This window comes from Salipiger abyssi, from assembly GCF_001975705.1.
Taxonomy (GTDB): Bacteria; Pseudomonadota; Alphaproteobacteria; order Rhodobacterales; family Rhodobacteraceae; genus Salipiger; species Salipiger abyssi.
The window spans coordinates 2798276-2819365 of record NZ_CP015093.1; the positions used below are offsets into that span (position 1 = coordinate 2798276).

The window sequence follows — 21090 nt, forward strand, 5'->3', positions numbered from 1 at the left end:
AGATGCCCGGCTATGCCTGCGCGCGGTTCGGGGGTGAGGGCGCGTGCCCGGAAGATCTCCATATGCCGAAATCGGTCGAGGGCCGCGCTGTCGCGGCGCTTGGCAGCCAGATCCTGCACCAGCGCCGTATCGGCGCGCGGGGCTATGTCGGGCTGGATTTCGCCGCCTGTCTTGCGCTGCTCGAGGCGCAGGGTGTCCCGCAAAACATCGCAGCTCTTTTATTGCCCCACTGGGAGGCCGGTCTGATCGAGGCCGCCGCCCGTGGGCGTGAGGACAAGGACGAATGAGCCGAACGGAACGCCAGTACACGATCCGCCTTTCCGCCGCCGGACAGCGGCAGCTCGAGGCGGATCTGAAATCCCTCGGCGCGTCGGGGCAGCGCAGTCTGCGGCTTATCCAGAACGCCGCCAGACCGGCGTCAGCCGGCATGCGTGAAACCGATGTGGCGGCGCGGCAGCTCAAGGGATCGCTTGCGTCGGTCTCAGCCGAGCTTCCGGCGCTCTCCCGGCTGGCGCGCTTCATGGGCACCACGGCAATCGCCGGCGGGCTTGTCGCATTCGGCAAGAGCTCGCTGGATGTGGGGCGGCAGTTCCAGGCGATGATGCAGCGAGTGCAGGCCGCGACGCGGGCAGGGGAAGACGATCTGTCCCGGCTGGAGACGGCGGCGAAGCGGCTCGGCGCGACCACCGCATTCACGGCGATGGAGGCCGCCGGCGGCATCGAGGTGCTGGCCAAGAACGGCGTCGCAATCCCGGAGATCCTCGGCGGCGCGCTCGATTCATCGCTTGCTCTGGCCAGCGCGCTCGGCGCTGAGCTTGCGCCATCCGCCGACCTCATCACAGATCTGATGCAGCAGTTCGGCTTGCAGGCAGGGCAATTGCCCGAGATCGTGGACCGGCTGACCGGCGCGGCCCTGACCTCGAAGTTTGGCTTCGACGATCTGCGCATGGCCATCGGCCAGGCCGGCGGCGTGGCCGGCACCTCGGGTGTCGAAATCGAGGATTTCCTTGCCGCGCTCTCTGCGACTGCGGCGAGTTTCGCCTCGGGTTCCGACGCCGGGACGTCCTTCAAGACCTTCCTGCAACGGCTGACGCCGGACAGTAAGAAAGCCGCCGCGGTCATGCAGGATCTCGGGCTCGAGTTCTTCGACACCGCCGGCAACATGAAGACCATGGAGCAGATCGCCGGCGAGCTGCAAAAGGGGCTGGCCGGGCTTTCGGAAGAGGCGCGCAACGAGGCGCTGAAGACCGTCTTTGGAACGGATGCCATCCGCACGGCGGCAGCGCTGGCGAACACCGGGGCCGAAGGGTTCCGGGACCTGTCTGCTGCCATCGCCGAGGTTTCCGCCCAGGAACAGGCAGAGGTCCGGCTGCGCGGTCTCGATGGGGCGCTCAAGGAAGTTGCTGCCGCCTGGGAGGCGTTGCAGCTCGAGTCGGCGCAGAATGGCGGTCTCGATGTGGCGGAGACCGCCGTGCGGCGTCTTACCGATGCGCTGCGCTTCCTGACGGAGAACTTCGCCGAGGTGGAAGAGACAGCCGAGCGTGTCGCGCAGGCGCTGGTGGTTTACCTGGTCGGGCGTGGCATGACGCTTGTCGTCGCAAAGGCGGTCGCGATGCGTGCGGCACTGATCGAGATTGCGGGCGCGGCGAGCGGCGTGGGCACGGCGGCGAGCCGCGCGGTCGGCCCGCTCGGGCGTCTTGGTGTCGCCTGGCGTGCATTGACCGGTGTTCTTGGTGGGCCGCTGTCTCTGGCGATCACGGTGGCTTCGATCGCGGCGCTTGGCGTGGATACAGACGTTGCGGCGGATGCCATCGAGCGGGCGGAGGCTGCGGCAGAAAGAGCGACCGAGGCGCTGGACGCCTATCAGGAGGCCAGCAAGCGGGCGGCGGAGGAACAGAAGACGCTCGGCGGTGAGGTGTCCGCCGCGACACAGGCGATGCTGAACCAGTCTCGGGCGGCTCTGGAGCAGGCGAAGGCGGACGTTGAACGCACCTATGCCGAGGCGCGCGACGCGATGAGCGGCAGCATGTTCGACGGCGATGGGATCGATGATTTCGTCCATTCGCTTTCCCGGTATCGGCCAAATGCGGATGTATCAAAGCACTTGCGGCGTATCCGGGAGGAGCTGCGCAACGATCTTCTGGCCGGTTTGGCCGAATCCGGAGAGGCCTTCGAGGCCGGCGAGATTTCGGCGCGCGAGTTTGTGGCCGAGATGGATATGCTCCGCGCGGTTGGTGAAAATCTCGAGCCGGTGCGTGGTCGTCTGGTCAAGATTCTCGAAAGCGGCGATGCTCTGGTCGGGAACGGGATGGTCGAAGAGCTGGCAGCCGCCGCGCGCCAGGCCGGGCTTTTTTCCGATGAGATCGCAGCGCTTGAAGAGGCCTCCGGGGAGGTCGAGATGGCGGCTGCGATTGACGATCTGGTGAAAGCGCTGACCGAGGCGCTTGAAGCGGGCAGGGTGCTGCGCGCCGAAGAATTCGCCGGCTTCCGGAAGAACATCGAAGCGCTGGCCGACCTGGAGAAGCAGCGCGAGCGGCACCAAAAGCGGCTGGAAGAGCTGCATGCGTTTTCGGAAGAGATGAAGACCGACCGCCCATTCGATGAGGCTGCGGATAGCGCGAAATCCGCAGCCGACGAGGTGGATCGGCTCAATCGGGTTTACGGCGCGTATCAGAGCAGCCGTGCCCATAGCAATCGCGTGACCTTCGCGCGGGGCGCGGCTGATGCCGCCAAGAAGGGCCTGCGCGATCTGATCGGGTATGCGGAGGGCACCGACAAGGGGCGCGGCTACAACGAGACGCTGGGCTACGGCAAATTTACGGGCGGCGACGTCAATCCGGTTTCGATGACGCTCGACGAGGTTCTCGCGCTGCAAAAGCGCATGCTGGCGCATCCCGACAATGACTACAATTCCTCGGCGGTCGGGCGCTATCAGATCGTGTCCAAGACCCTGCGCAGCCTGATGGAGGAAATGGGCCTTTCCGGGAACGAAAGGTTCTCGGAAAACCTTCAGGACCAGATGGCCGATATCCTGATCGAGCGCAGGGGGCGCTCGCCCTCGGCGCTGCGCAATGAGTGGGAAGGGCTCCGCCGTGTGTCGGATGAGAAGATCCTCACGGCTTACGATGCGGGGGCCGGGAAACGTGCAGAGGATCTGACCGAAGCGGCGCGAGAGCGTGCTGACGCGCTGGAGAAGGTCTTTGCGGTCGGGCGCGATCAGATAGAGCAGCTTCAGCTCGAGGCCGATCTTGCCGGGCGCACGGTGGAAGAGCAGGCGCGGCTGACCTTCCAGTACGAAGCGCTGAAGCGTGCGCGCGAGGCGGGGATCGATCCGCAGAAGGCGCTTGCCGAAGATGGCCGGGTGCTGATCGACGTGATCAATGAGCAGGCTGTTGCCTATGGCCGGCTCGTGGCCGCGCGCGAGGAGGAACAGAGGACAGCCGAGGAGCAAAAGGCGGATATCGACGGTTACGCCAGTCAGATCTCGGGCGTTTTCGACAACCTCAAGCCGGGCGGTGCCGGTGTCGAGGCGTTCTGGAACGATCTGACGCAGATGATCCTCGACAAGCTTTGGTCGCTCGCGCTCGATCCGGTCTGGGAACAGCTCGCGGTCCTGATGGATCAGGCCTTTTCCGGGATCGGTGGAAGTGTGGCGAATGTCGGCTATTCGGCCTCTGCCGGAACTATGGCCTCCGCCGGGCTGTACCAGGATGGCGGCGGTTTGCCGAAGCGCGCCGGGGGCGGCGGGTTCCGCGATGTGCCGCGCGCGGTGGGAAAGCTGCAAGGGCTGGGCGGAAAGCGTCAGGACAATCTGCTGTTCTGGGGCTCGCGAGGCGAGTTCATGCAGCCGGCGGCGGCGGTCGATCACTATGGCATCGAGTTCATGGAGGCGATCCGGACCATGCGCCTGCCGAAATTCGCTGATGGCGGGTCGCTGGCCGGTGTCGCCTCCGGCAGTACCTCTCCGGCCACGCCAGCCGTGAACATGCCGATCACGAACGAGGATCATGTGGGCGTGCGCATCGAGCGGCAGAAGAAAGCCGACGGGTCTATGCGCCTGGCCATCCGCGATGCGCTACGCGATGAAATCCGGGGCGGGGGCGTCGATAGCGCGATGCGCGATCGCTACGGCACCCGGCCCAAACCGAGGGGGCAGTGACAATGCCGGAATGGCCAGCGGATATCCCGTTTTTCACAAGCAAGTCGGGCTACCGGCATAGCGGACCTGACGGGCATATCCTCCGCTCTGACATGGATGTCGGACCCGCCAAGCGCCGGCGGCGCACCAGCGCCGCGCCAGAGCCGTTCGCGGGCAAGATAGACCGGCTGTCGCAGGCTCAACTGGCGGCGTTCAAGGCGTTCTATCGTGTCGCGCTGGCCGATGGGGTGCTTTCGTTCGACGCGACAGACCCGTTGACAGGCGAGACACGACGCTACGCCTTCGACGGCCCGTATCAGGTTGGCGCGCATAGCAACAAGGTTGACGCCACCTTGTCGGCAAATCTGGAGATCCTGCCATGAGCCGGGAGATCAGCGACCGGCTTCTCGCCGCGACCTACGGGCAGGAAAGCGCGGAGATCCTGGTGCCGATTGTGCGCTTGACACACGGCGCCTGGGAGCAGCCCGTTCGCCTGGTGCGCGACACCAGGGCGCTGACACATGCGGGCGAGATCTACGAGCCGTTCCCGTTCGATATCTCGCTGCCGGACGATGAGGACGAAGGGTTTCCGGTGCTGCGCTGGAGCGCGCAGAACGTCACGCGGGAGCTGATCGGGCAGTTCCGGGCGATCACCGGCGAGATCCTCGGCACGGTGGCCTGGGTGCTGGTGGCGACGCCGGATATTGTCGAGGCCGGGCCCTTCGAGGTGCAGATCACCGGCATCGAATACGACGCGCAGCGCATCAGCGGCGTGATGACGATAGAGCCGATCCTGGACGAACAGTTCGGCTATCTGGAAATGACGCCGGGCAACGCGCCGGCGCTGTTCTGAGGGAAGGTCCACATGCTTGAGATCATGCAGTTTTACGTCTCGGGGTTCTGGGTTTGGCTCGGGCTTACTGCGGGGCTCGGCTTGATGGTGCAGGGACTCGTTGCCGCCGCTCTCCTGGGTGGGAGAAATCAACGGCTGGGGCGTCGTTATCCCAGGCCTGATCCGTCTACTTCCGGTCTGGCGTGCCGGGTCCGGGATACTGAAAAGGGGGTTTGCGCGAGCACGGAAGCAGTCGCGCGACTACGGACCTTCGATGATCATTGAGGCAACTTCATCCAATTCCTTGCCTGTTTCGCCACCATGCTTGTCCGCGAACTCCCCGAGTGTCCGAGCGACCCTGCTTCTGGCTCCTTTGCTGACCACCTCGAGTTCGGAAGCCAGTGCGGCTACCGCGATGAGCAGCGCAGTGTTGGTCTTGCGCAGCTCCATCGTCGTCTTGTGAAGCTGGATCAGATGCTCTTCCGTCGACTTATTTTTGCTCACGCTTAATTTCCATCTTTGGTTGCGGTGTTCTGAGGTCAGATCAAATCGTCAATCGCGACCCCGAGCGCCTCGGCGATGCGCTTGAGGGTGTCGACCGATCCCTGTTTCCGGCCGGTTTCGAGCTCGGCGACGGTCACGCGGTTGACGCCGGCGTGCTCGGCGAGGGCGCCTTGTGTCAGGCCGCGCAGGTCGCGGAACACCCGCACCGGGCTTTCGCCGTCGAGAATGCGCTCGACATAGGCGGCGGGGATGCTTTCGCCGCCTTCCGCCCTGGCGCGGTCATAGGCTTCGATGTCTTCGAGATCCTCGCGCGCGGCAAGCAGCGCCTCGTATTCCGCGCGGGGGATGGTGATCATGTCGTTCATGATGGCCTCCGTCAGTCGTAAACGCCGCCACGCGGCCCGATTTTGAGAACGTCCAGAACCTCGCCCTGGTCGTCTATGATCACGCGCCAGTCGCCGACGCGCAGCCGGATGCCGTCCCGGCCTTTCAGCGCCTTGACGTTGTTCGCCAGCGCCGCCGGGTCATCCGCGTATTGCGCCACCTTGGCCATGATCCGCTTCGAGTCCGGGCGCGGCATCTTGCGCAGAGCCTTCAGGGCGGCGGGCTTGTAGGTGATCGTCTTCATGTCTGTAGCTATAAGCTACAGTGGGGCAGCAAGCAAGAGGAAAGTAGCGTTAAGCTACAAATCTTGGAGGAACGTCAGATGTGGTCCGATGACTGGATCGGCCTGCCATACGCGGAGCGTGGGCGGGGGCCGGATGCCTATGATTGCCTGGGGCTTTTCCTCACGCTGCACCGCGCCCGGTTCGGAAGGGATCTGCCCGATCCGGGCTGCACCATTCGCGAGGCCGTCCGCGAGGACGCCGTTCAAATCTACCTGCCGCGATATGAGCGGGTGAGCGTCGCACAGGAGGGTGACGCTCTCCTGTTCCGCATGGCCGAGCGCCCGCTGCATCTCGGCTTCGCGCTCGACAGCGACGACATGCTGCACATCGACGCCATCGCCGAGAGCCGCGTGGAGCGCTGGAGCCGTGCCTCCTGGCTCAGCAAACTCGAAGGGATCTACCGCATTGTTTGACGACACTTTCCTGCTCGATGTGGTCGGCCAGCGCCATCCGCTGGTATCGGATATCGTGCGCCCGCCGATGCCCGCAGGCTCGACAGTGGCGGAGATCGTGCGGGCGATGGATCTCGATACGGCGCGCTATGGCCTACCGGTCGTGCTGCTGATCCGTGGCGCCGAGATGAGCGTCGTGCCTGTCGATATGTGGCGCAAGACGCGCGTCAAGGCGGGCACGCGGGTGGAGGTGGCATTCGCGATCCATGATCCCGGCTCGCTTGCTTTGATCGCCTCGGCGGCACTGCCGCAGGCGGCGACATGGCTCGCGGGATCTGTGCTCGGTATGACCGGGCTTGCCTACAGCCTCACCGTTGCGGCGATCACCATTGTCGGGTCGCTGGCGATCAACGCGCTGATCCCGCCGGCGCAGCAAAGCGGCGGCGGCGGGCCGCAGAACTATGCGATCACCGGCGTGGCGAATGCCGAGAACCGCTATGGCGTCTATCCGACGGTGATCGGGCGGCACCGGATGTATCCGCCGAAGACCGCCACGGGCTATTCCGAGACCATCGGCAAGGACATCTACTATCGCGGTCGGATGACCTTCGGTCACGGCCCGGTGGCGCTGGAGGATCTGCGCATCGGCACCACGCCGATCTGGGAATTCGATGGCATCGAGCTTGAGTTCCTCAACGTTGACGAGGCTCTGACGCTGGCGGCGATGCCGGAGCTTGCGGCGCTGGTCAAATCACGCATGGAGGAGACGCAGAGGCCGAAGGCGCGGCTGCGTGAGCTGGGCGACGCCTATACCTTCACGCCAGCGGCGGCAGCGCGCACGGCCTCGCTCGAGATCTCGGTGATGGCACAGCGCGACATTGCCAGCCTCGATCTGGTGCTGGAGGTGTCCGAGATCGGCAGTGACACCTGGTCTGAGGTGCAGAGCTGGGCCGCAGTGAGCAGCGATGTCAGCTGGACCTCGGAGGATTTCGGAACCGACGGCATTCGCCGGCGCTGGCGCCTGCGGGTGACCGGTGTGACCTTGCAGGCCGAGGCCGGCACCAGCCAGTTCGCGCTGCTCACCGGCCGCGCCGATGCCGCCACTGTGACGAGCGCCAAAGCGACCTATCAGGCCGAGGCGGCGGGCTGGCGCCATGGGGCGGAGACCATGCGTCTTTACCCGAACGATGTGGCCGAAGAGCCCGACAACGCGCTGCCCGACCAAGACGATCCGGTCGTGCGCTACACGCGGGACCAGAGCATTTCGGCCAGTGTCGATATCAGCTTCACCTCGGGGCTCTATGACAGCAACGACGGCGACACCCACAAGCACGAGGCGCGGTTCCGCTTTTCCTGGCAGCCCGTCGCCGGCGGCATCAATGAGGCGGATTGGGTCGATGCCGGCAGCGAGACCTACCGCGCCAAAAGCACGACGCTGATCCGCTTCACCAGGGAGATTTCGTTCCCCGAGCCCGGCGCCTACGCGATCCGCATCGAGCGGCTCAACCAGATCGACAATGACACCGGCGACCAGAACGCGGGATACGTGACTGCGATCCGCTCGGTGCGCGACGGCGCGTTGCCGAGCCATGACGGCATTGCCGAGGTCGCCTTCCGGATCAAGGCGACCGATCAGCTCAACGGGCAGGTCGATAGTCTGAATGCCATCGTGCAGCAGCTCGCGCCGGAGCTCGACGGCGATCTGCAATGGACCGAGCCGCGCCCGGTGCGCCATCCGGCCTGGGGCTTTCTGCAGGCGATCCGGGGCCGGCATCTGCGCCGCCCGGTGCGCGACGAGCGGATCGACCTCGCCGCCTTCTATGCCTGGGCGGCAGAGGAGCCACACTGGACCTGCGATTACGTCGTCGACAGCGCAACGCAAGTGGGCGAGGTGCTGGACATCATCGCCGCCGCCGGGCGTGCCAAGCGCACGCTGACGGATTTCAGATGGTCGGTCATCCGCGACGGCGCCGCCGGGCCGGTGCGGCAGGTCTTCACGCCGCGCAACAGCTGGGGCTATTCCGCCAAGCTGACCTTCCCGCGCGAGATCCACGGCTTTCGCGTCCAGGCGCGCTCCGAGCGGCTGGAGTGGCAGGAAGACGAGATCCTTGTCCTGATGGACGGCTTCACCCGGGACACCGCGAGTGAGCTGGAAACGCTGCCGCTGCCCGGGGTGGTGGTGACCGCCGATGACGAGGACGAGGGCAATGTCTATCGCCTCGGGCGCTATCACCTCGCGGTCGCGCTCAACCGGCCCGAGCGGCACAGCTTCCATGCGGATTTCGAGCACATCCGGGTGACGCGCGGCGACAAGATCCGGCTGGTGCATGACGTGCCGCTGATCGGCGTGGGCGCCGCGCGCATCAAGGCGATCACCGATGACGGGGCCGGCAATGTCGCGGCCATCCTGCTCGACGATCTCTTCGATTTCGACCAGGACACGTTCCGGTTTTCGGTGCGCAATGTGGCCGGAGAGCGGATCTTTGGCGCGATCTCGCCCGCCGATCCGGAGACGCGGAGCTGGCAGCCGAACGCGCCGGTTGCGGTGGGCGATATTGCCGTGGGCGATCTGGTCGCCATCGAAGAGGTGACGCAGGCGAGCGCGGAAATGCTCATCGTCGGCATCTATCCCGATAGCGACGAGAGCGCGCGGATCGAGGTCGTGGACGCGGTGCCGGCAATCCTCGACGCCGATACCGGCACGATCCCCGCCTATTCGCCGGTGGTGACACAGCCGCGTGACCCGGCCTCTGACCTGCCGCCGGCCCCGGCGGTGATCTCGGCCTATTCCAACAGCCTGACGCAGCTTGTCCTGCCCGATCTCTCGGTGCGCCCGCGCATTGCCGTGCAGCTCGCGCCGTTCGCCTCGACCGCGACCACCGAAGGCATGACGCTGCAACTGCGCTGGCGCGAGGATGAGGAGGGCGCTGCCTGGGCCTATGGCGAGCGGGTGGACGCGGGCGAGTACAGCCTGCTCACGGGCGCACTGGAGGAGGGTTTGCCCTATCTCGGGCAAGTGCGGTCGGTCGGCCCGGATGGCAAGACGCGCGGCTGGGTGGACTGGCCGGCAGCGGTCACCGCCACCACCGCGCCGCCGGCACCGCCATTGATCTCCGCCACCGTGAGCGCCGCAAGCGTGCCGGATGCTTCGGGTGCGGGGCGTCGCCCCGCGATCTCCCTGAGCTGGACGCCGCCGGCGAACAAGGCGCTGCGGGTGACCTGGCAGCTGCGCGTCTCTGCGACGGGGGAGTTGGTCCAGAGGGGCCTGTTCGCTGAGGCCTCGGAGGGCTCCGCACGTATCGCGGACGGTATCCTGCCAGCGACCGCCTACCAGATCCGGGCGAGCCTCGTGACCGGTGCAGCCGATCAGCGGAGGTGGAGCGCCTGGTTTGACGTGACCACGCCCGATCTGCGCATCTCTGCGGCGGATCTCGGTGACGATCTGGCCGGGCAGATTGCCACCGCGTTCGACCGGCATGACGAGGCGCTGGGGGATGCCACGGGCACGGTTGGCGCGTTGCGCGACTCGATCCTGGCGAGCTTTGCGGGTGTTCCGAGCTTCGAGGCGCTGGACGTCTATCTGCAACAGACGCCGCTGATCACCGCGATTGAAACCGCTCTCGGCCCGCTCTCGGCGCCGGTCTCGCTCTCGGTGCAGATTGATACGGAACGCGACCGCCTCGATCTTGCGCTCCCCCGCATCTACGACATGGAGGACAGCGCAGATGACATCTGGCAGCGCCTCATTGATCTCAGAGAGGGGCTGTTTGCGACGGAGACCATGATCCGGGACGCCGGCATCTATGTCGATCCAGAGAGCGGCACGGTCAGGATCGTTGCGGTCGAGCATCTGGAAGGCCGCTACAGCGACGTGCAGATCAATCTCGACGCCGTGGAAGCCGAGCTGTCGGCCCGCGCAACCGTCGCCTATGTCAATCAGACCGTGGCAAACGCGGTGCTCGACCCGACGCAGATCCCGCTCATCGACGATCTCTCGGCCCGGATCTCCACCGCCGAGATCACCCTCGATGCGGTCGAGGGAACGATCACGACGCTCGCCGATACGCTCACGGTCGAGGGCGGGCTGGTCACCATGACGACGGTCACGCAGACGCTGGACAGCCTGCAAGGGCAGATCTCCGACCGGGTGACCTATACCGAGTTCAATACGACAGAGGCCCGGCTGACCGCCGCCGAACAGACGATCTCCTCGTTTTCCGACGAGGCGGCGATCACCAGCGCGGTCGAGGCTTCCCGTGTGCTGTCGGATGATCTCGACGATGCCCTGCAACGCTCGATCATCGAGACCTGGGAGCGTTTCTCGGGAGACGACGCGATCCGCGTGGCCGACGCGCAAGGCAGGGCGGATCTGCGGGCCTATATCAACGAGCGGGACGAAGCCATTGTCGAGGATGTGACGCAGCTGCGCAGCGCGGTAGGGACCAGCGTCGCGCAGATCGAGCAGACGCTTGAAACGCGCGCATCGGACGCCGAAGCCGCGGCGGAGGCGATCACGCAATTGCAGGTCGATCTGACCGCCACCGGCGGCACGGTTGCGGCGCAGGCGGATGCTCTGGACGATCTGAGCACCCGTGTGAGCGAGACCGAGGGCGGGCTGGAGGCGGAGGCCGAACGTCAGACCGTCCTGACCGCCTCGGTGCGGGACATCGGCGACGACCAGGAAGATCTCGCCGAGCTGGGCATTGTCGAGCTGTGGGAGCGTCACCGGGGGCAGGAGGATCTGCGCGCGGGGATCGCCGTTGCGGGCGAGCAGATGCGCAGCTGGGTGGAGGAGGGCCTGGAGGCGGAGGCGTCGCAACGTCTGGTGCTGGGCGCGGCGCTGGCCGATGCCGAGGCCTCTATCGTCGAGGAGCGCACCGCCCGCGCGACGCATGACGAGGCGCTTGCGCAGGACATCGCGCAGCTCACCGCCGATCTGTCCGATGCCGAGGCAGGGGTTGCCGGCAATGCCGCTGCGATCACCGAGGTTTCTACGCGTGTCACGAACGCCGAGGGCACGATCACCGCGCAGGCCTCGGAGATCAACAATCTGGAGGCGACGCTTTCGGTTGCTTCCGGGGCCATCTCGGCGAATGGCGCCGCGATCTCCGGCATCGACACGCGCGTGACGTCAGCAGAAGGCACAATTACCTCTCATGGTCAGGCGATCACGTCTCTGGGGGCCGGCCTGAGTTTGGCGGAAGGGAGCATTGCGGTAAACGGCTCGGCAATCAGCGCGCTCGATACCCGTGTCACGAGCGCCGAGGGCACGATCACCTCTCAGTCGAACGAAATCACGCAGCTCCAGAGCGGGCTTGCGGCTGCGGAGGGCAATATCGTCGCCAACGGAGATGCGCTTTCCGGGCTGACCACGCGCGTCACGAGCGCCGAAGGGACCATCACTTCGCAGGGGCAGGCGATCACGGCGCTGGAGACTGATCTGACCTCCGCAGAGGGGACTATCAGCTCCACTGCATCGGCCATCTCGACCCTCGACAGCCGCGTCACCAATGTCGAAGGCACGATCACCTCGCAGGCCAGCGATATCGTGACCCTGCAATCGGGCCTCTCTGCGGCGGAAGAGGATATCGCGGGGAACGGCGCCGCAATCGCCGGGGTCGATACGCGGGTCACATCTGCGGAGGGCGCAATCACCTCGCAAGGCCAGGCGATCACCTCGCTGGAAAACGACCTGACCACGGCAGAGGGGAACATCGCCGCGACGGCCACCGGTCTGTCGAACCTGTCCACGCGGGTGACTGACGCAGAGGGGGAAATCTCCTCGATCTCGCAGAGCTTGATCACCCTGCAAGCCGATGTTTCGGATGTGGCCAATGGTGTCGATGCCAATGGGTTCGCACTTGCCTCGCTCGATACCCGCGTCACAAGCGCCGAAGGGACCATCACTTCGCAGGCGAGCGAGATCACACAATTGCAGAGCGGGCTGACCGCCGCCCAAGGCGATCTCACGGGACAGGCGTCGGCGATCTCCAATCTCGACAGCCGTGTCACCAGCGCCGAGGGCACGATCACCTCGCAGGCCTCGGAGATCACGCAGTTGCAGTCTGGCCTGTCGAGCGCCGAGACGGGCGTTGCCGGGAATGCCTCGGCCATCGCGGGCATAGACACGCGCGTGAAGGACACCGAGACCGGGCTCACCGCGCAGGCCTCGAGCCTTTCCGGGCTCGAAGCCTCTGTCGGGTCCGTCGAGGCGCGGGTGACGACCATCGAGGGCGCTTATGTGACCTCTACCGAGGCTGTGGCCGCGGTCAACCAGCAGATCTCGGCGACCTATGGCGATCTGGAAGCCATGGCCGAGGCCACGGCATTCGCCGAAGCCACGGCGGACGGCCTCTCGGCGGGCTTTGCGTGGCGGCTGAACGGTGAGAACATCGCCGAGGCATTCAGCGTCTCCGACGGGGTGGGCGGGCCAGTCCGCACTTTCCGGCTCTCGCCCGACTACGTGCAGATCACCGGCATCGCGCAGATCGACACGGCGGTGCTCGGATATATCGCGGCTGATGAAGCGTTTATTGGAAGCCTTACCGTCGGCACTGCCAACATCGAGAGTGGCGCAGTAATCGCTGATCACCTCGACGCTGAGAGCTTTTCGACATCCGGTCTCGCTATTTTTGGCGGTGGGCTTGAAAGCGACGATTTCGTTTCGGGAGTAAGCGGTTGGCGTATCACCACGGCTGGCGACGCCGAGTTTAACAGCCTGATCACCCGGGACTCGATTGTCGACGGCGCGGTTTCCAATGGCGCCCGGGCGCGTCTCTACGCGGATGGCGCTCAGGTTTCGGATGAAACGATCATCTGGGAGGAATTGGGCATCGGAGAGTATGCGCCTGAGATCCTCTACACGCTGATGCTTCGGGCAGATCTCAGATACGCCACCGCCTCCGGCGAAGTTGGCGGGGAAAAGAACACCTACCTGAAAACTCAGGTCAGAACCGATGGCGTGACCTGGCACACGCTGTTGAACTGGGACGCCGAGTCGAGCTGGCAGCGCCGATCTCTGTTCGACCCCATTCAGCTGCTGGACGAAACCGACATTCTGCAGGCTGGCACGCTGGATATGCGGCTGCTGTTGCAGACCGAAGACAACGCCGAGCCGGTCCAGAACAATATCCGAAATCTGCTGATCGACGTGCGGGCCATCGTGCGCTGAAGCGAAAGGAGCAATCATGGCAAATTGGTACAGAACCGGCACTGTGTCGGTCTCAACTGGCAGCAACACGGTGACCGGAAGCGGCACCGCATGGGTCGCGAACGCCAAAGTCGGGGAGGAGTTCAGGCTCCTGAATGGCGACGGCTACGAGATCGAAGCCATCGTGAGCGACACGGAGCTGACGCTGGCGCGGAACTTCACGGGATCGACGCAGAGCGGGCAGAGCTATGAGATCGTGCCGATCAAGGGGTTCCTGAAAGCGGCCTATGACGCGCTGCAATCCGGCATCTCCACGATCAACGGGCATATCGACGGCGCGCTGTCCGGCCGTTTCGGCGATGGCTCGGCCGGGGCGCCGGCGATCAGCTTTCTCAGCAACACATCGACCGGCCTTTATCGCGCCGCTGCAAATCAGATGGGCCTTGCCACCAACGGCATTCGCCGCGTGCTGCTGACCACCTCGGAGATGCAGGTGGACGTTCCGATCACCGGCAGCGCCGTGCAGAGCGATGACGTCGACCATGACCTCACAAAGCTGATGAAGGTCGGCGCATTCGGCCTGGGCGACACAGCGGCAGCCCTTTCCGGCGGCGACAACCTCAGTGACCGTGACATGCAAAGCGGGTTCTACTCTTTCGGCGGGACCACGCAGCCCGGCGGTCCGGAAAGCCTGCCCTACGCCTACTCGATGCTGGCCCATAAGAACTTCACGGGTCGGCGCCGGTTTCTTGTCTATCGGGATGGGTCGACCCAGGCCGAGTGCTTCGCGTGGATCGGCGAGCAGCAGGGCGACAACAGCATTCTCTGGCATCGCATCGTCACGCAGGAGACGGGGGTGGTGGGCGCGGTCGCTCAGACTGCCGGCACGCCCACCGGCAAGATCATCGAGCGCGGCAGCAACGCCAGCGGCGAGTATGTCAAATTCGCCGACGGCACCATGCAGTGCTGGCGCATCGTCAATCACGATCTCGACGATGGCCAGGGGCAGGATTGGTCGTTCCCCGTGACCTTCGTGGGCACGGTCGCCGGCGGTGACATCGGCGTCAACGGCGGCACGGGCGCCATCGCGCAACAATGGAGTGATCGCGGCGGCGTCGCCTTTGCCAACGGCACCACGAAATGGGTGACCCGCGCGTCGATTGGCGCATCGGCGGGCAACGGCGACACGATCCCGATCCACCTCTTCGCAACCGGACGCTGGTTCTAAGGAGCAACCTCATGAAAATCATCCTGCACCCGCAACGTCGCAATGAGCCGCTCACGCTTACCAAAGCGGGCGACGTGCTGACCTTCAACGGGGAGGCGTTCGACTTTTCGGCTCTCCCCGCCGGAGCCACGCTGCCGTCCGATGCGATCTCTTCGGACTGGATCACCGGCAAGGTGGAGCGCGACGAGGCCGGCGTGCTGATCGTGCCGGTAGCCCTGCCGCACGGCCCGACCGCGCCCGAGGCCACCCGCTTCCCCGCGCCGCTGGAGAATGTGCCCGACGGCACGGTGGCGCTACCGATCTACGACAACCCCGCAGAGGAGCCCCAGGCATGAGCAATATCGACCTCACCAGGATCATCACCGCCGAGGACAAGACGGCGGCGGAGCAGGCGCGGCGCAAGTCGGCGCTGCATGCGGAACGCCGCCGCCGCGTCGAGGCCGGCACTGTGCTTGCCCTGTCATTCGGCTCCATCCCCGTCCAGGGGCGCGCATTCGATCAAAGCGTGATCCTGGGCCTGTCCCAGCGCGCCGCGGCACTCCAATCCGCAGGGGACACGACCACGACGCTGACCTACCGGGATGCCGACAACGCCATGCACGAGCTCACGGCGGCGCAGTTCCTTGAGCTTGCCGCAGCCGCGACCGCGTGGATCGAGGCGGTGATGCAGGCGAGCTGGACCATGATCGACAGTGGCCAGATCCCGGCAGACTTCGCCGACGATGCGCACTGGCCGACCTGACCACGCTCAAAACCTGACAACGACAGACCCCGCCGCCGGCGGGCTTTTTTACGGGGACACAATGACTTCTCCAAGATTCGAAAACCGCTGGAACTGGTCAACGATTGCCGCCCTCGTGGCGGTGGTCACATCGCTTGGGGGTTTTTTTGTCACCTACGGCCAGATGCAGACGCGGCTCGATTACATCGAGGAGCGGCGTGAGGCATCCGCGAGTTTGATGCTTGGCCTTGAGGGTCGCATTCGGGCGCTGGAAGCGTCCGGGGCGCGGCAGGACGAACGGCTTGCAGGGATCTACAATCTGCTGAACCGGATCGACACGCGCTTGGAGCGCATCGAGCGCGCAGACTGACGGCCATTCACACACCACCAAACCACCACCGCCCGGCCTCGCGCCGGGCTTTTTCATGGGAGATCTCCGATGATCAATATCGACCAGCTGGCGGCCATTGCGGGCCGGCCGGCCAATGACAATATGCGCTCCATTCTTCTGGGGCTTGAGGCCTACGGTAAGGCGGCGGGGCTCGATCTGCCGCATCGCCTGGCGCAGTATCTCGGCCAGCTCGCCCATGAGATGGGCGGCTTTCTCTGGGATGAGGAGATCTGGGGCCCGACCGCGGCGCAGCGCCGCTACGACACCCGCACCGATCTCGGCAACACCGCTGCGACCGATGGCGACGGGTACAAGTATCGCGGTCGCACCGGTATGCACATCACCGGCAAGGCGAACACCCGGGCCTTTCGCGATTGGTGCCGGGCCGAGATCGACCCCGCCGCGCCGGATTTTGTCGCCGACCCCGACCTGATGAACACCGATCCCTGGGAAGGGCTCGGGCCGGTCTGGTACTGGCAGAGCCGCGATCTCAACCGCTACGCCGATCAGGGCGATATCGAGATGGTCACCCGGCGGATCAATGGCGGGCTCAACGGCTACAGCGACCGGCTCGCGCGCTACACCCGCGCGGGGCTGGTGCTGCTCGGGTACGGTCCCGAGGCGGTACGGCTGTTCCAGGACGATGCCGGGCTGGCGGTCGACGGCATCGCCGGCCCGAAGACCCGCGCCGCGCTGCATGCGGCGCTGGTGGCCGCCGGGGCAGGGGCGCCGCCTGCGCCGTCGCGCTCTGACACCCTGGCCGATGCCCTCGCGCAGATCCGCGACACGGCAAGCCGCGCCCTGGCCGGCGCGTGACCCTCATCAATTACTGGCCGGCGCCTGGCGCCGGTCTTCCCTGCCGCCGCGCGCGGCATCTCCACGCGCCTATGGCGCTGACCGAAAGGACATCCTCATGACTGGCAAAATCGCGCTCTTCCTTCGCGTCTTCATCCTGCTCCCCGCCGCCGGGCTTCTGGCGGCGCTGCCGTTCATCGACCTCGACAGGGCCGCTGGGGTGCTGGCGATTGACATTAACGCCGCCTCGATGGCGCTGGCAGCGCTGATCTATGGCGCCGGCGCGGGCGGCACCTTCGCGTGGTCCCGCTGGGCAAAGGCGCTTGGTGGCGAGACGTGAGGGGGGCGGACGCCCTGTGATGTGATTGATAAGCGAAGGGCTGGTGCGTCTGTAGCCGGCCCTGAGCCGTCGTCCAGTGATGTACTCGATTTCTGCAGCCGCGACCCGCTTTGCCGCCATTCGCCGCAAGCGTGAAACTCGGCGGCTGCTGTGGGTCGGTAGCGCGGACAAACCTTCCGCTCGAATTAATCGAAGCATTGACTGCTTAAAGCACACACCGACCGATGCTATATTTCGGCTAAAACGTGTGTTGGCTTGAGGGAACGGATTTGAATGAAAACGCTAGATGGGCATTCATCACCGCGCTTGACGACGAACTGTTGAAGGGCGGCGCAACTATGTCGGAATGGTGCGCCTTCATCGTTCGCGATTGCGATTATGCCTTCGTCGGTGGCGCGAACCTAGCAACCGTAATATCCGCTACCGCTGCAATCGAAACGTATCTTCGCGCCGAGTATGCAGGCGGGAAGCGTATTCGCCTTGCTGATTTGATTGATAGCTCGCCTATCCAACAGGGACTTCGAGACGACATTCATAAGCTGCGAAAGTACCGCAACACATGGGTTCATGTGGCAACGCCGGAAGACAATGAAGAAATTCTACAGAACCCAAAGGCATATGAAGAGCAACTAGAAGAATGGGCCAAGCTGGCGCAACGTACACTGCGTCGGACAATCTATGAAAATCAGTGGGTATAAAAGGGTCTGCCCGCGCGAGCGTCCGCTACCTACGCATAGCTTGTCATTGGGGCGAAACGCAGCATCTGAGCTCCTAGTGGACATGCGGCGACGCAGCGGGTCGGGTGCCTCGTAGGCAGCGGCGATCTCGGCCCCGAGCTCCCACTAGTGAGGCCGACAGCTTGCTGCGCTGAAGCCCGTCGAACCGGACATGCTCCGCAGACACAAAACTGCCAGCCGTTTCACTCTCACTGTCGACTCGATGCGGCCCCGGGCGGCTGCCAACTCAGGTGACGACCTCGTTTTAAGGCAGCACCTTTGCCGCCAGAAAGGTACGAGTTGGCTCAGCATTCCTTGCATGGAATACTGCTTTGCCGTAAGAACGGGCAAAAAAGAGAGGTCAAGATGGGCAAGCTCACAGGAACAATCGTAGAAGCACAAGCCGTTTCAGTGGCTGACGGCACAGCCATGGTCGGACCAGAACTGCGCAGGCTGCGACTTCTGGCTGATCTGACCCAGAAGCAGATCGCGGCGCGCATGGATGTGCAACAGGCCGCCATCTCGAAAATCGAAAAGGGCGGCGAGATATACCTCAGCACGGTGCAGCGCTATGTCGAAGCGCTTGGAGCATCACTGCGTCTTAACGCGCATTTTCCGACTGACGCACCGCTGTCTCTCCGGCTTTGCGAGGCCTTCGATGTTGAGCGGGGGCACGATGACCAGTTGGTTCTGCCGTTGTTGGGAGATGAGCCGTTCAAGCCGCAGCGGGACGTCGTCTTGTCGATCAAGCCCGTCTACTCCGAAAAGATTCTCGCAGGTCACAAGACGGTTGAACTGCGGCGCAGGTTTCCGGTCTCCGCACCAAGCGGCGCCCTAGCCTATATCTATTCAACCTCTCCGGTCAAAGCGATGGTCGGCACAGCATCGATCCGCGAAGTCCTCAAGCTCCCCGTGGAGCAGATTTGGGCCGAATTTGAGAGCACTGCATTTATCGAACGGCCACACTTTGACAGGTATTTTGACGGCTTGGACCACGGTTTCGCATTGGTTTTTGACGATGTGAAAGCTTTCTCGCGTCCCCTGCCTTTAAGCGAACTACGGGAAAAGTTTGGATTTGAGCCCCCCCAATCCTTCCTCTATGCAAAACGTGACCTGAGAAAGGCCCTTAAAGATGAGCCAGCAATCGTATCTCATTGATACGAACATCCTGATTGGGCTCGAAGATTACCACACAGTTGAAGCAGCCTACGCCAGGTTCCACGCTCTCGCCTCGGCCCACAAGGTCGACATCTATGTGCATGAAGCCGCGAAGGATGACATCGCGCGCGACAAGGATGTCGAGCGGCGGAAAATCTCGCTCAGTAAGATTGCGAAATACCGCGCGCTCAAGAAGCAGCGCGGTCTAACCGACTCCGATCTTGATACAGCCTACGGTCCGTTCAAAAAGCCCAATGATGTTGTAGATGCGACGCTTCTCCACGCCCTCGAGAACGGCGCTTCGGATTTTCTTGTCACGCAGGACAAGGGGCTTCACGAGCGTGCACAGAAACGTTCGCCCGATCTCGCACGACGTGTCCTGTTTATAGGTGACGCGACCGAACTACTGATCCAGACCTATGAGCCCAAGGAGGTTCCGATCCGTCACGTGGCGGAGGTTGAGGCCCATGAAATCAATCATCAAGATCGGTTTTTCGACAGCCTGCGTGACGGATACCCCGAATTTAACGGCTGGTGGCGCGAGAAATGTGTCAAACAACATCGCTCATGCTGGGTGGTTTATGATGACGGCCATCTTGCGGGTCTGATCGTCCGTAAGAACGAGACGGCGGGCGACACCGACGCGATCACTCCAGCCGAGAAGGTCCTGAAAATCTGTACCTTCAAGGTCGCTCCCGAAAGCCGCGGTGTGAAGCTCGGCGAGTTGCTGTTGAAGCAGGTCCTCTGGTATGCGCAGACCAACGGGTATGACCTGACTTATCTGACCACGTACGAGGATCAGGTCTCGCTAATGGACCTTTTAGAATACTACGGTTTCCGGAAGGCTGGCACGAATGCCAATGGCGAATACATCTACGAACGTGGGTTTTCCTCTGCAGCGCTGGTCCCCGCTGAAGGGAGTTCTCCCTTCGATCTCGCGCGCGAAAACTATCCGCGATTTCTCGTCGACGAAAAAACGCGCGGGTTCGGCATTCCGATCAAAGAAGGCTATCACGACACCCTTTTCCCGGATCTCTGGCAACCGCGCCAGCCCGATCTCTTTTCCGGCGCGTCCCCTGCGGAGACAATCACCCGTCCGGGCAATACGATCCGAAAGGTCTATCTGTGCCAGGCGCAATCGAATCTCGGCCCCCAGGGTCGATCCTATTTTTCTACAAGGGGGTCTCTAAAGACCCGCCCTCCCAAGCGATCACCGCGCTTGGCATTTTGGAAAGCATGACGTTGGCGCGATCGACAAAAGAATTGATGCAAATGACCGGCGGCCGCTCTGTCTACAGTGAAGCGCAGTTGGATGCCTGGAAGGCGACACCCGAACGACCAGTCAAGGTGATCAACTACCTACTGATCGCTTACATCGACCCACCCGTGTCGAAGGATGAGTTGGAAAACATGGGCGTCATAAACGGGCACCCGCAACAGTCCATCTATAAGCTGCGCCATGATCTGATGACGAGGCTCGTCGAACGTTCGAACCTAGAGTTTGCCGTATGAGCCAGCAGATAGTTGCATTTACAGGACTGTCCGGCGTTGGAAAAACGACCTTTCTCCGGCATTTGGCCGAACACATCCCATTCCAGCATCTCACCGGTGGCAGCCTTATTGCCGCGGCACGCGATGCGCGCCCGGACGAGAGAGACGCGATGCGCCATGCGGATCTCGACGAAAATCAACGGCTCTTGATCGATGGCTTTGCGCTGGCACGCGATACCGCTGCGCGGCTTGTCATCATGGACGGTCACGTTGTCATCGACAGCAGCGCAGGCTTACAGGAACTGCCAGCCGACGTTTTTCGTGCGCTTGGCATCGCAAAAATGGTACATCTTGAAGACGAGCCCGCACGCATCAGCACCAACCGTTCAAACGACGCCTCACGACGTCGGCCGACTCATGATCTCGAAACACTGTCTCAGCATCAGCTTGCTTCCCGCGCACATGCCAAGTCTATTGCGGCCGCACTGAACGTCGAATTTCACATCGTCACGCATAATGATATTGCGCACTTGGCCTTTGCTCTTCTGAAAGCCTGACCACTGCTG

20 protein-coding genes are annotated in these 21090 nt (G+C 63.8%); 17 read left to right on the forward strand and 3 right to left on the reverse strand.

Annotated elements, in window-relative coordinates; all coding sequences use genetic code 11:
- Window positions 1-2: 2 nt before the first annotated feature.
- From Ga0080574_RS17205 to Ga0080574_RS17220, 4 genes are read left to right on the forward strand one after another with little or no spacing between them, the layout of a single operon-like run.
- Window positions 3-287, forward strand: coding sequence for a DUF7697 family protein (locus tag Ga0080574_RS17205; RefSeq protein ID WP_076702623.1), 285 nt, complete (start codon window positions 3-5; stop codon window positions 285-287).
- Window positions 284-4159 (forward strand): phage tail tape measure protein, encoded by a 3876-nt coding sequence (locus Ga0080574_RS17210; protein ID WP_076702625.1) that lies wholly within the window; start codon window positions 284-286, stop codon window positions 4157-4159. The genes Ga0080574_RS17205 and Ga0080574_RS17210 overlap by 4 nt, the downstream gene beginning before the upstream one ends.
- A gap of 2 nt (window positions 4160-4161) precedes the next feature.
- Window positions 4162-4521 carry a hypothetical protein gene (locus tag Ga0080574_RS17215; protein ID WP_076702628.1) on the forward strand — a complete coding sequence of 120 codons (360 nt, stop codon included), beginning with the start codon at window positions 4162-4164 and terminating at the stop codon, window positions 4519-4521.
- Entirely contained in the window at window positions 4518-4991 is a 474-nt protein-coding gene (locus Ga0080574_RS17220; RefSeq protein WP_076702630.1) for a DUF1833 family protein, read from the forward strand. The genes Ga0080574_RS17215 and Ga0080574_RS17220 overlap by 4 nt, the downstream gene beginning before the upstream one ends.
- A gap of 240 nt (window positions 4992-5231) precedes the next feature.
- Here Ga0080574_RS17220 and Ga0080574_RS17225 read toward each other — a convergent pair whose 3' ends face one another.
- The 3 genes from Ga0080574_RS17225 to Ga0080574_RS17235 are packed head-to-tail and all read right to left on the reverse strand — an operon-like array spanning window position 5232 to window position 6102.
- Window positions 5232-5474 (reverse strand): hypothetical protein, encoded by a 243-nt coding sequence (locus Ga0080574_RS17225; RefSeq protein WP_076702632.1) that lies wholly within the window; start codon window positions 5472-5474, stop codon window positions 5232-5234.
- A 35-nt stretch (window positions 5475-5509) separates the two neighbouring features.
- Window positions 5510-5839, reverse strand: a complete 330-nt coding sequence (locus Ga0080574_RS17230) for a helix-turn-helix transcriptional regulator (protein WP_076702634.1) — start codon at window positions 5837-5839, stop codon at window positions 5510-5512.
- Between the two features lie 11 nt (window positions 5840-5850).
- On the reverse strand, window positions 5851-6102 hold the full coding sequence (locus Ga0080574_RS17235; RefSeq protein WP_076702636.1) for a type II toxin-antitoxin system RelE family toxin: 252 nt from the start codon (window positions 6100-6102) through the stop codon (window positions 5851-5853).
- Window positions 6103-6180: 78 nt separating this feature from the next.
- Here Ga0080574_RS17235 and Ga0080574_RS17240 point away from each other — a divergent pair, with 78 nt between their 5' ends.
- From Ga0080574_RS17240 to Ga0080574_RS17295, 13 genes are all read left to right on the forward strand, one after another.
- The gene (locus tag Ga0080574_RS17240) at window positions 6181-6555 is read left to right on the forward strand and encodes an NlpC/P60 family protein (protein ID WP_076702639.1); all 375 of its coding nucleotides are present in this window, start codon (window positions 6181-6183) and stop codon (window positions 6553-6555) included.
- Complete coding sequence (gpJ, locus tag Ga0080574_RS17245) at window positions 6548-13705, forward strand: TipJ family phage tail tip protein (protein WP_076702641.1); 7158 nt, start codon at window positions 6548-6550, stop codon at window positions 13703-13705. The genes Ga0080574_RS17240 and gpJ overlap by 8 nt, the downstream gene beginning before the upstream one ends.
- A gap of 16 nt (window positions 13706-13721) precedes the next feature.
- On the forward strand, window positions 13722-14912 hold the full coding sequence (locus tag Ga0080574_RS17250) for a hypothetical protein (RefSeq protein ID WP_076702644.1): 1191 nt from the start codon (window positions 13722-13724) through the stop codon (window positions 14910-14912).
- 11 nt (window positions 14913-14923) lie between these two features.
- Window positions 14924-15247 (forward strand): hypothetical protein, encoded by a 324-nt coding sequence (locus Ga0080574_RS17255; protein WP_076702645.1) that lies wholly within the window; start codon window positions 14924-14926, stop codon window positions 15245-15247.
- The gene (locus tag Ga0080574_RS17260; protein WP_083716879.1) at window positions 15244-15654 is read left to right on the forward strand and encodes a DUF4376 domain-containing protein; all 411 of its coding nucleotides are present in this window, start codon (window positions 15244-15246) and stop codon (window positions 15652-15654) included. The genes Ga0080574_RS17255 and Ga0080574_RS17260 overlap by 4 nt, the downstream gene beginning before the upstream one ends.
- A gap of 61 nt (window positions 15655-15715) precedes the next feature.
- Complete coding sequence (locus tag Ga0080574_RS17265; RefSeq protein WP_156876286.1) at window positions 15716-16003, forward strand: hypothetical protein; 288 nt, start codon at window positions 15716-15718, stop codon at window positions 16001-16003.
- Window positions 16004-16072: 69 nt separating this feature from the next.
- Window positions 16073-16840, forward strand: a complete 768-nt coding sequence (locus Ga0080574_RS17270; protein WP_076702650.1) for a peptidoglycan-binding protein — start codon at window positions 16073-16075, stop codon at window positions 16838-16840.
- 97 nt (window positions 16841-16937) lie between these two features.
- Window positions 16938-17159 carry a hypothetical protein gene (locus Ga0080574_RS17275; RefSeq protein WP_076695548.1) on the forward strand — a complete coding sequence of 74 codons (222 nt, stop codon included), beginning with the start codon at window positions 16938-16940 and terminating at the stop codon, window positions 17157-17159.
- Window positions 17160-17428: 269 nt separating this feature from the next.
- A complete protein-coding gene (locus tag Ga0080574_RS17280; protein WP_076702652.1) occupies window positions 17429-17857 on the forward strand; it encodes a hypothetical protein in 429 nt (142 codons plus the stop codon).
- Between the two features lie 384 nt (window positions 17858-18241).
- Window positions 18242-19033, forward strand: a complete 792-nt coding sequence (locus Ga0080574_RS17285) for a helix-turn-helix domain-containing protein (RefSeq protein ID WP_083716880.1) — start codon at window positions 18242-18244, stop codon at window positions 19031-19033.
- Window positions 19008-20273, forward strand: a complete 1266-nt coding sequence (locus Ga0080574_RS17290) for a GNAT family N-acetyltransferase (protein ID WP_198039739.1) — start codon at window positions 19008-19010, stop codon at window positions 20271-20273. Before Ga0080574_RS17285 ends, Ga0080574_RS17290 begins: the two co-directional genes overlap by 26 nt.
- A 32-nt stretch (window positions 20274-20305) precedes the next feature.
- The gene (locus Ga0080574_RS26260; RefSeq protein WP_198039740.1) at window positions 20306-20545 is read left to right on the forward strand and encodes a hypothetical protein; all 240 of its coding nucleotides are present in this window, start codon (window positions 20306-20308) and stop codon (window positions 20543-20545) included.
- Window positions 20542-21081: an ATP-binding protein gene (locus Ga0080574_RS17295; RefSeq protein WP_076702655.1), complete on the forward strand. Its 540-nt coding sequence runs from the start codon at window positions 20542-20544 to the stop codon at window positions 21079-21081. The genes Ga0080574_RS26260 and Ga0080574_RS17295 overlap by 4 nt, the downstream gene beginning before the upstream one ends.
- Window positions 21082-21090 lie beyond the last annotated feature (9 nt).

What these genes read in the sequence shown, in the direction of transcription:
- Ga0080574_RS17210 (WP_076702625.1), top strand. Translation starts at nt 284, where the DNA reads ATGAGCCGAACGGAACGCCAGTACACGATCCGCCTTTCCGCCGCCGGA.
- Ga0080574_RS17230 (WP_076702634.1), bottom strand. Translation starts at nt 5,839, where the DNA reads ATGAACGACATGATCACCATCCCCCGCGCGGAATACGAGGCGCTGCTT.
- Ga0080574_RS26260 (WP_198039740.1), top strand. Translation starts at nt 20,306, where the DNA reads ATGACCGGCGGCCGCTCTGTCTACAGTGAAGCGCAGTTGGATGCCTGG.
- Ga0080574_RS17215 (WP_076702628.1), top strand. Translation starts at nt 4,162, where the DNA reads ATGCCGGAATGGCCAGCGGATATCCCGTTTTTCACAAGCAAGTCGGGC.
- Ga0080574_RS17260 (WP_083716879.1), top strand. Translation starts at nt 15,244, where the DNA reads ATGAGCAATATCGACCTCACCAGGATCATCACCGCCGAGGACAAGACG.
- Ga0080574_RS17275 (WP_076695548.1), top strand. Translation starts at nt 16,938, where the DNA reads ATGACTGGCAAAATCGCGCTCTTCCTTCGCGTCTTCATCCTGCTCCCC.
- Ga0080574_RS17255 (WP_076702645.1), top strand. Translation starts at nt 14,924, where the DNA reads ATGAAAATCATCCTGCACCCGCAACGTCGCAATGAGCCGCTCACGCTT.
- Ga0080574_RS17235 (WP_076702636.1), bottom strand. Translation starts at nt 6,102, where the DNA reads ATGAAGACGATCACCTACAAGCCCGCCGCCCTGAAGGCTCTGCGCAAG.
- Ga0080574_RS17295 (WP_076702655.1), top strand. Translation starts at nt 20,542, where the DNA reads ATGAGCCAGCAGATAGTTGCATTTACAGGACTGTCCGGCGTTGGAAAA.
- Ga0080574_RS17290 (WP_198039739.1), top strand. Translation starts at nt 19,008, where the DNA reads ATGAGCCAGCAATCGTATCTCATTGATACGAACATCCTGATTGGGCTC.
- Ga0080574_RS17285 (WP_083716880.1), top strand. Translation starts at nt 18,242, where the DNA reads ATGGGCAAGCTCACAGGAACAATCGTAGAAGCACAAGCCGTTTCAGTG.
- Ga0080574_RS17220 (WP_076702630.1), top strand. Translation starts at nt 4,518, where the DNA reads ATGAGCCGGGAGATCAGCGACCGGCTTCTCGCCGCGACCTACGGGCAG.
- Ga0080574_RS17240 (WP_076702639.1), top strand. Translation starts at nt 6,181, where the DNA reads ATGTGGTCCGATGACTGGATCGGCCTGCCATACGCGGAGCGTGGGCGG.
- Ga0080574_RS17250 (WP_076702644.1), top strand. Translation starts at nt 13,722, where the DNA reads ATGGCAAATTGGTACAGAACCGGCACTGTGTCGGTCTCAACTGGCAGC.
- Ga0080574_RS17205 (WP_076702623.1), top strand. Translation starts at nt 3, where the DNA reads ATGCCCGGCTATGCCTGCGCGCGGTTCGGGGGTGAGGGCGCGTGCCCG.
- Ga0080574_RS17265 (WP_156876286.1), top strand. Translation starts at nt 15,716, where the DNA reads ATGACTTCTCCAAGATTCGAAAACCGCTGGAACTGGTCAACGATTGCC.
- Ga0080574_RS17270 (WP_076702650.1), top strand. Translation starts at nt 16,073, where the DNA reads ATGATCAATATCGACCAGCTGGCGGCCATTGCGGGCCGGCCGGCCAAT.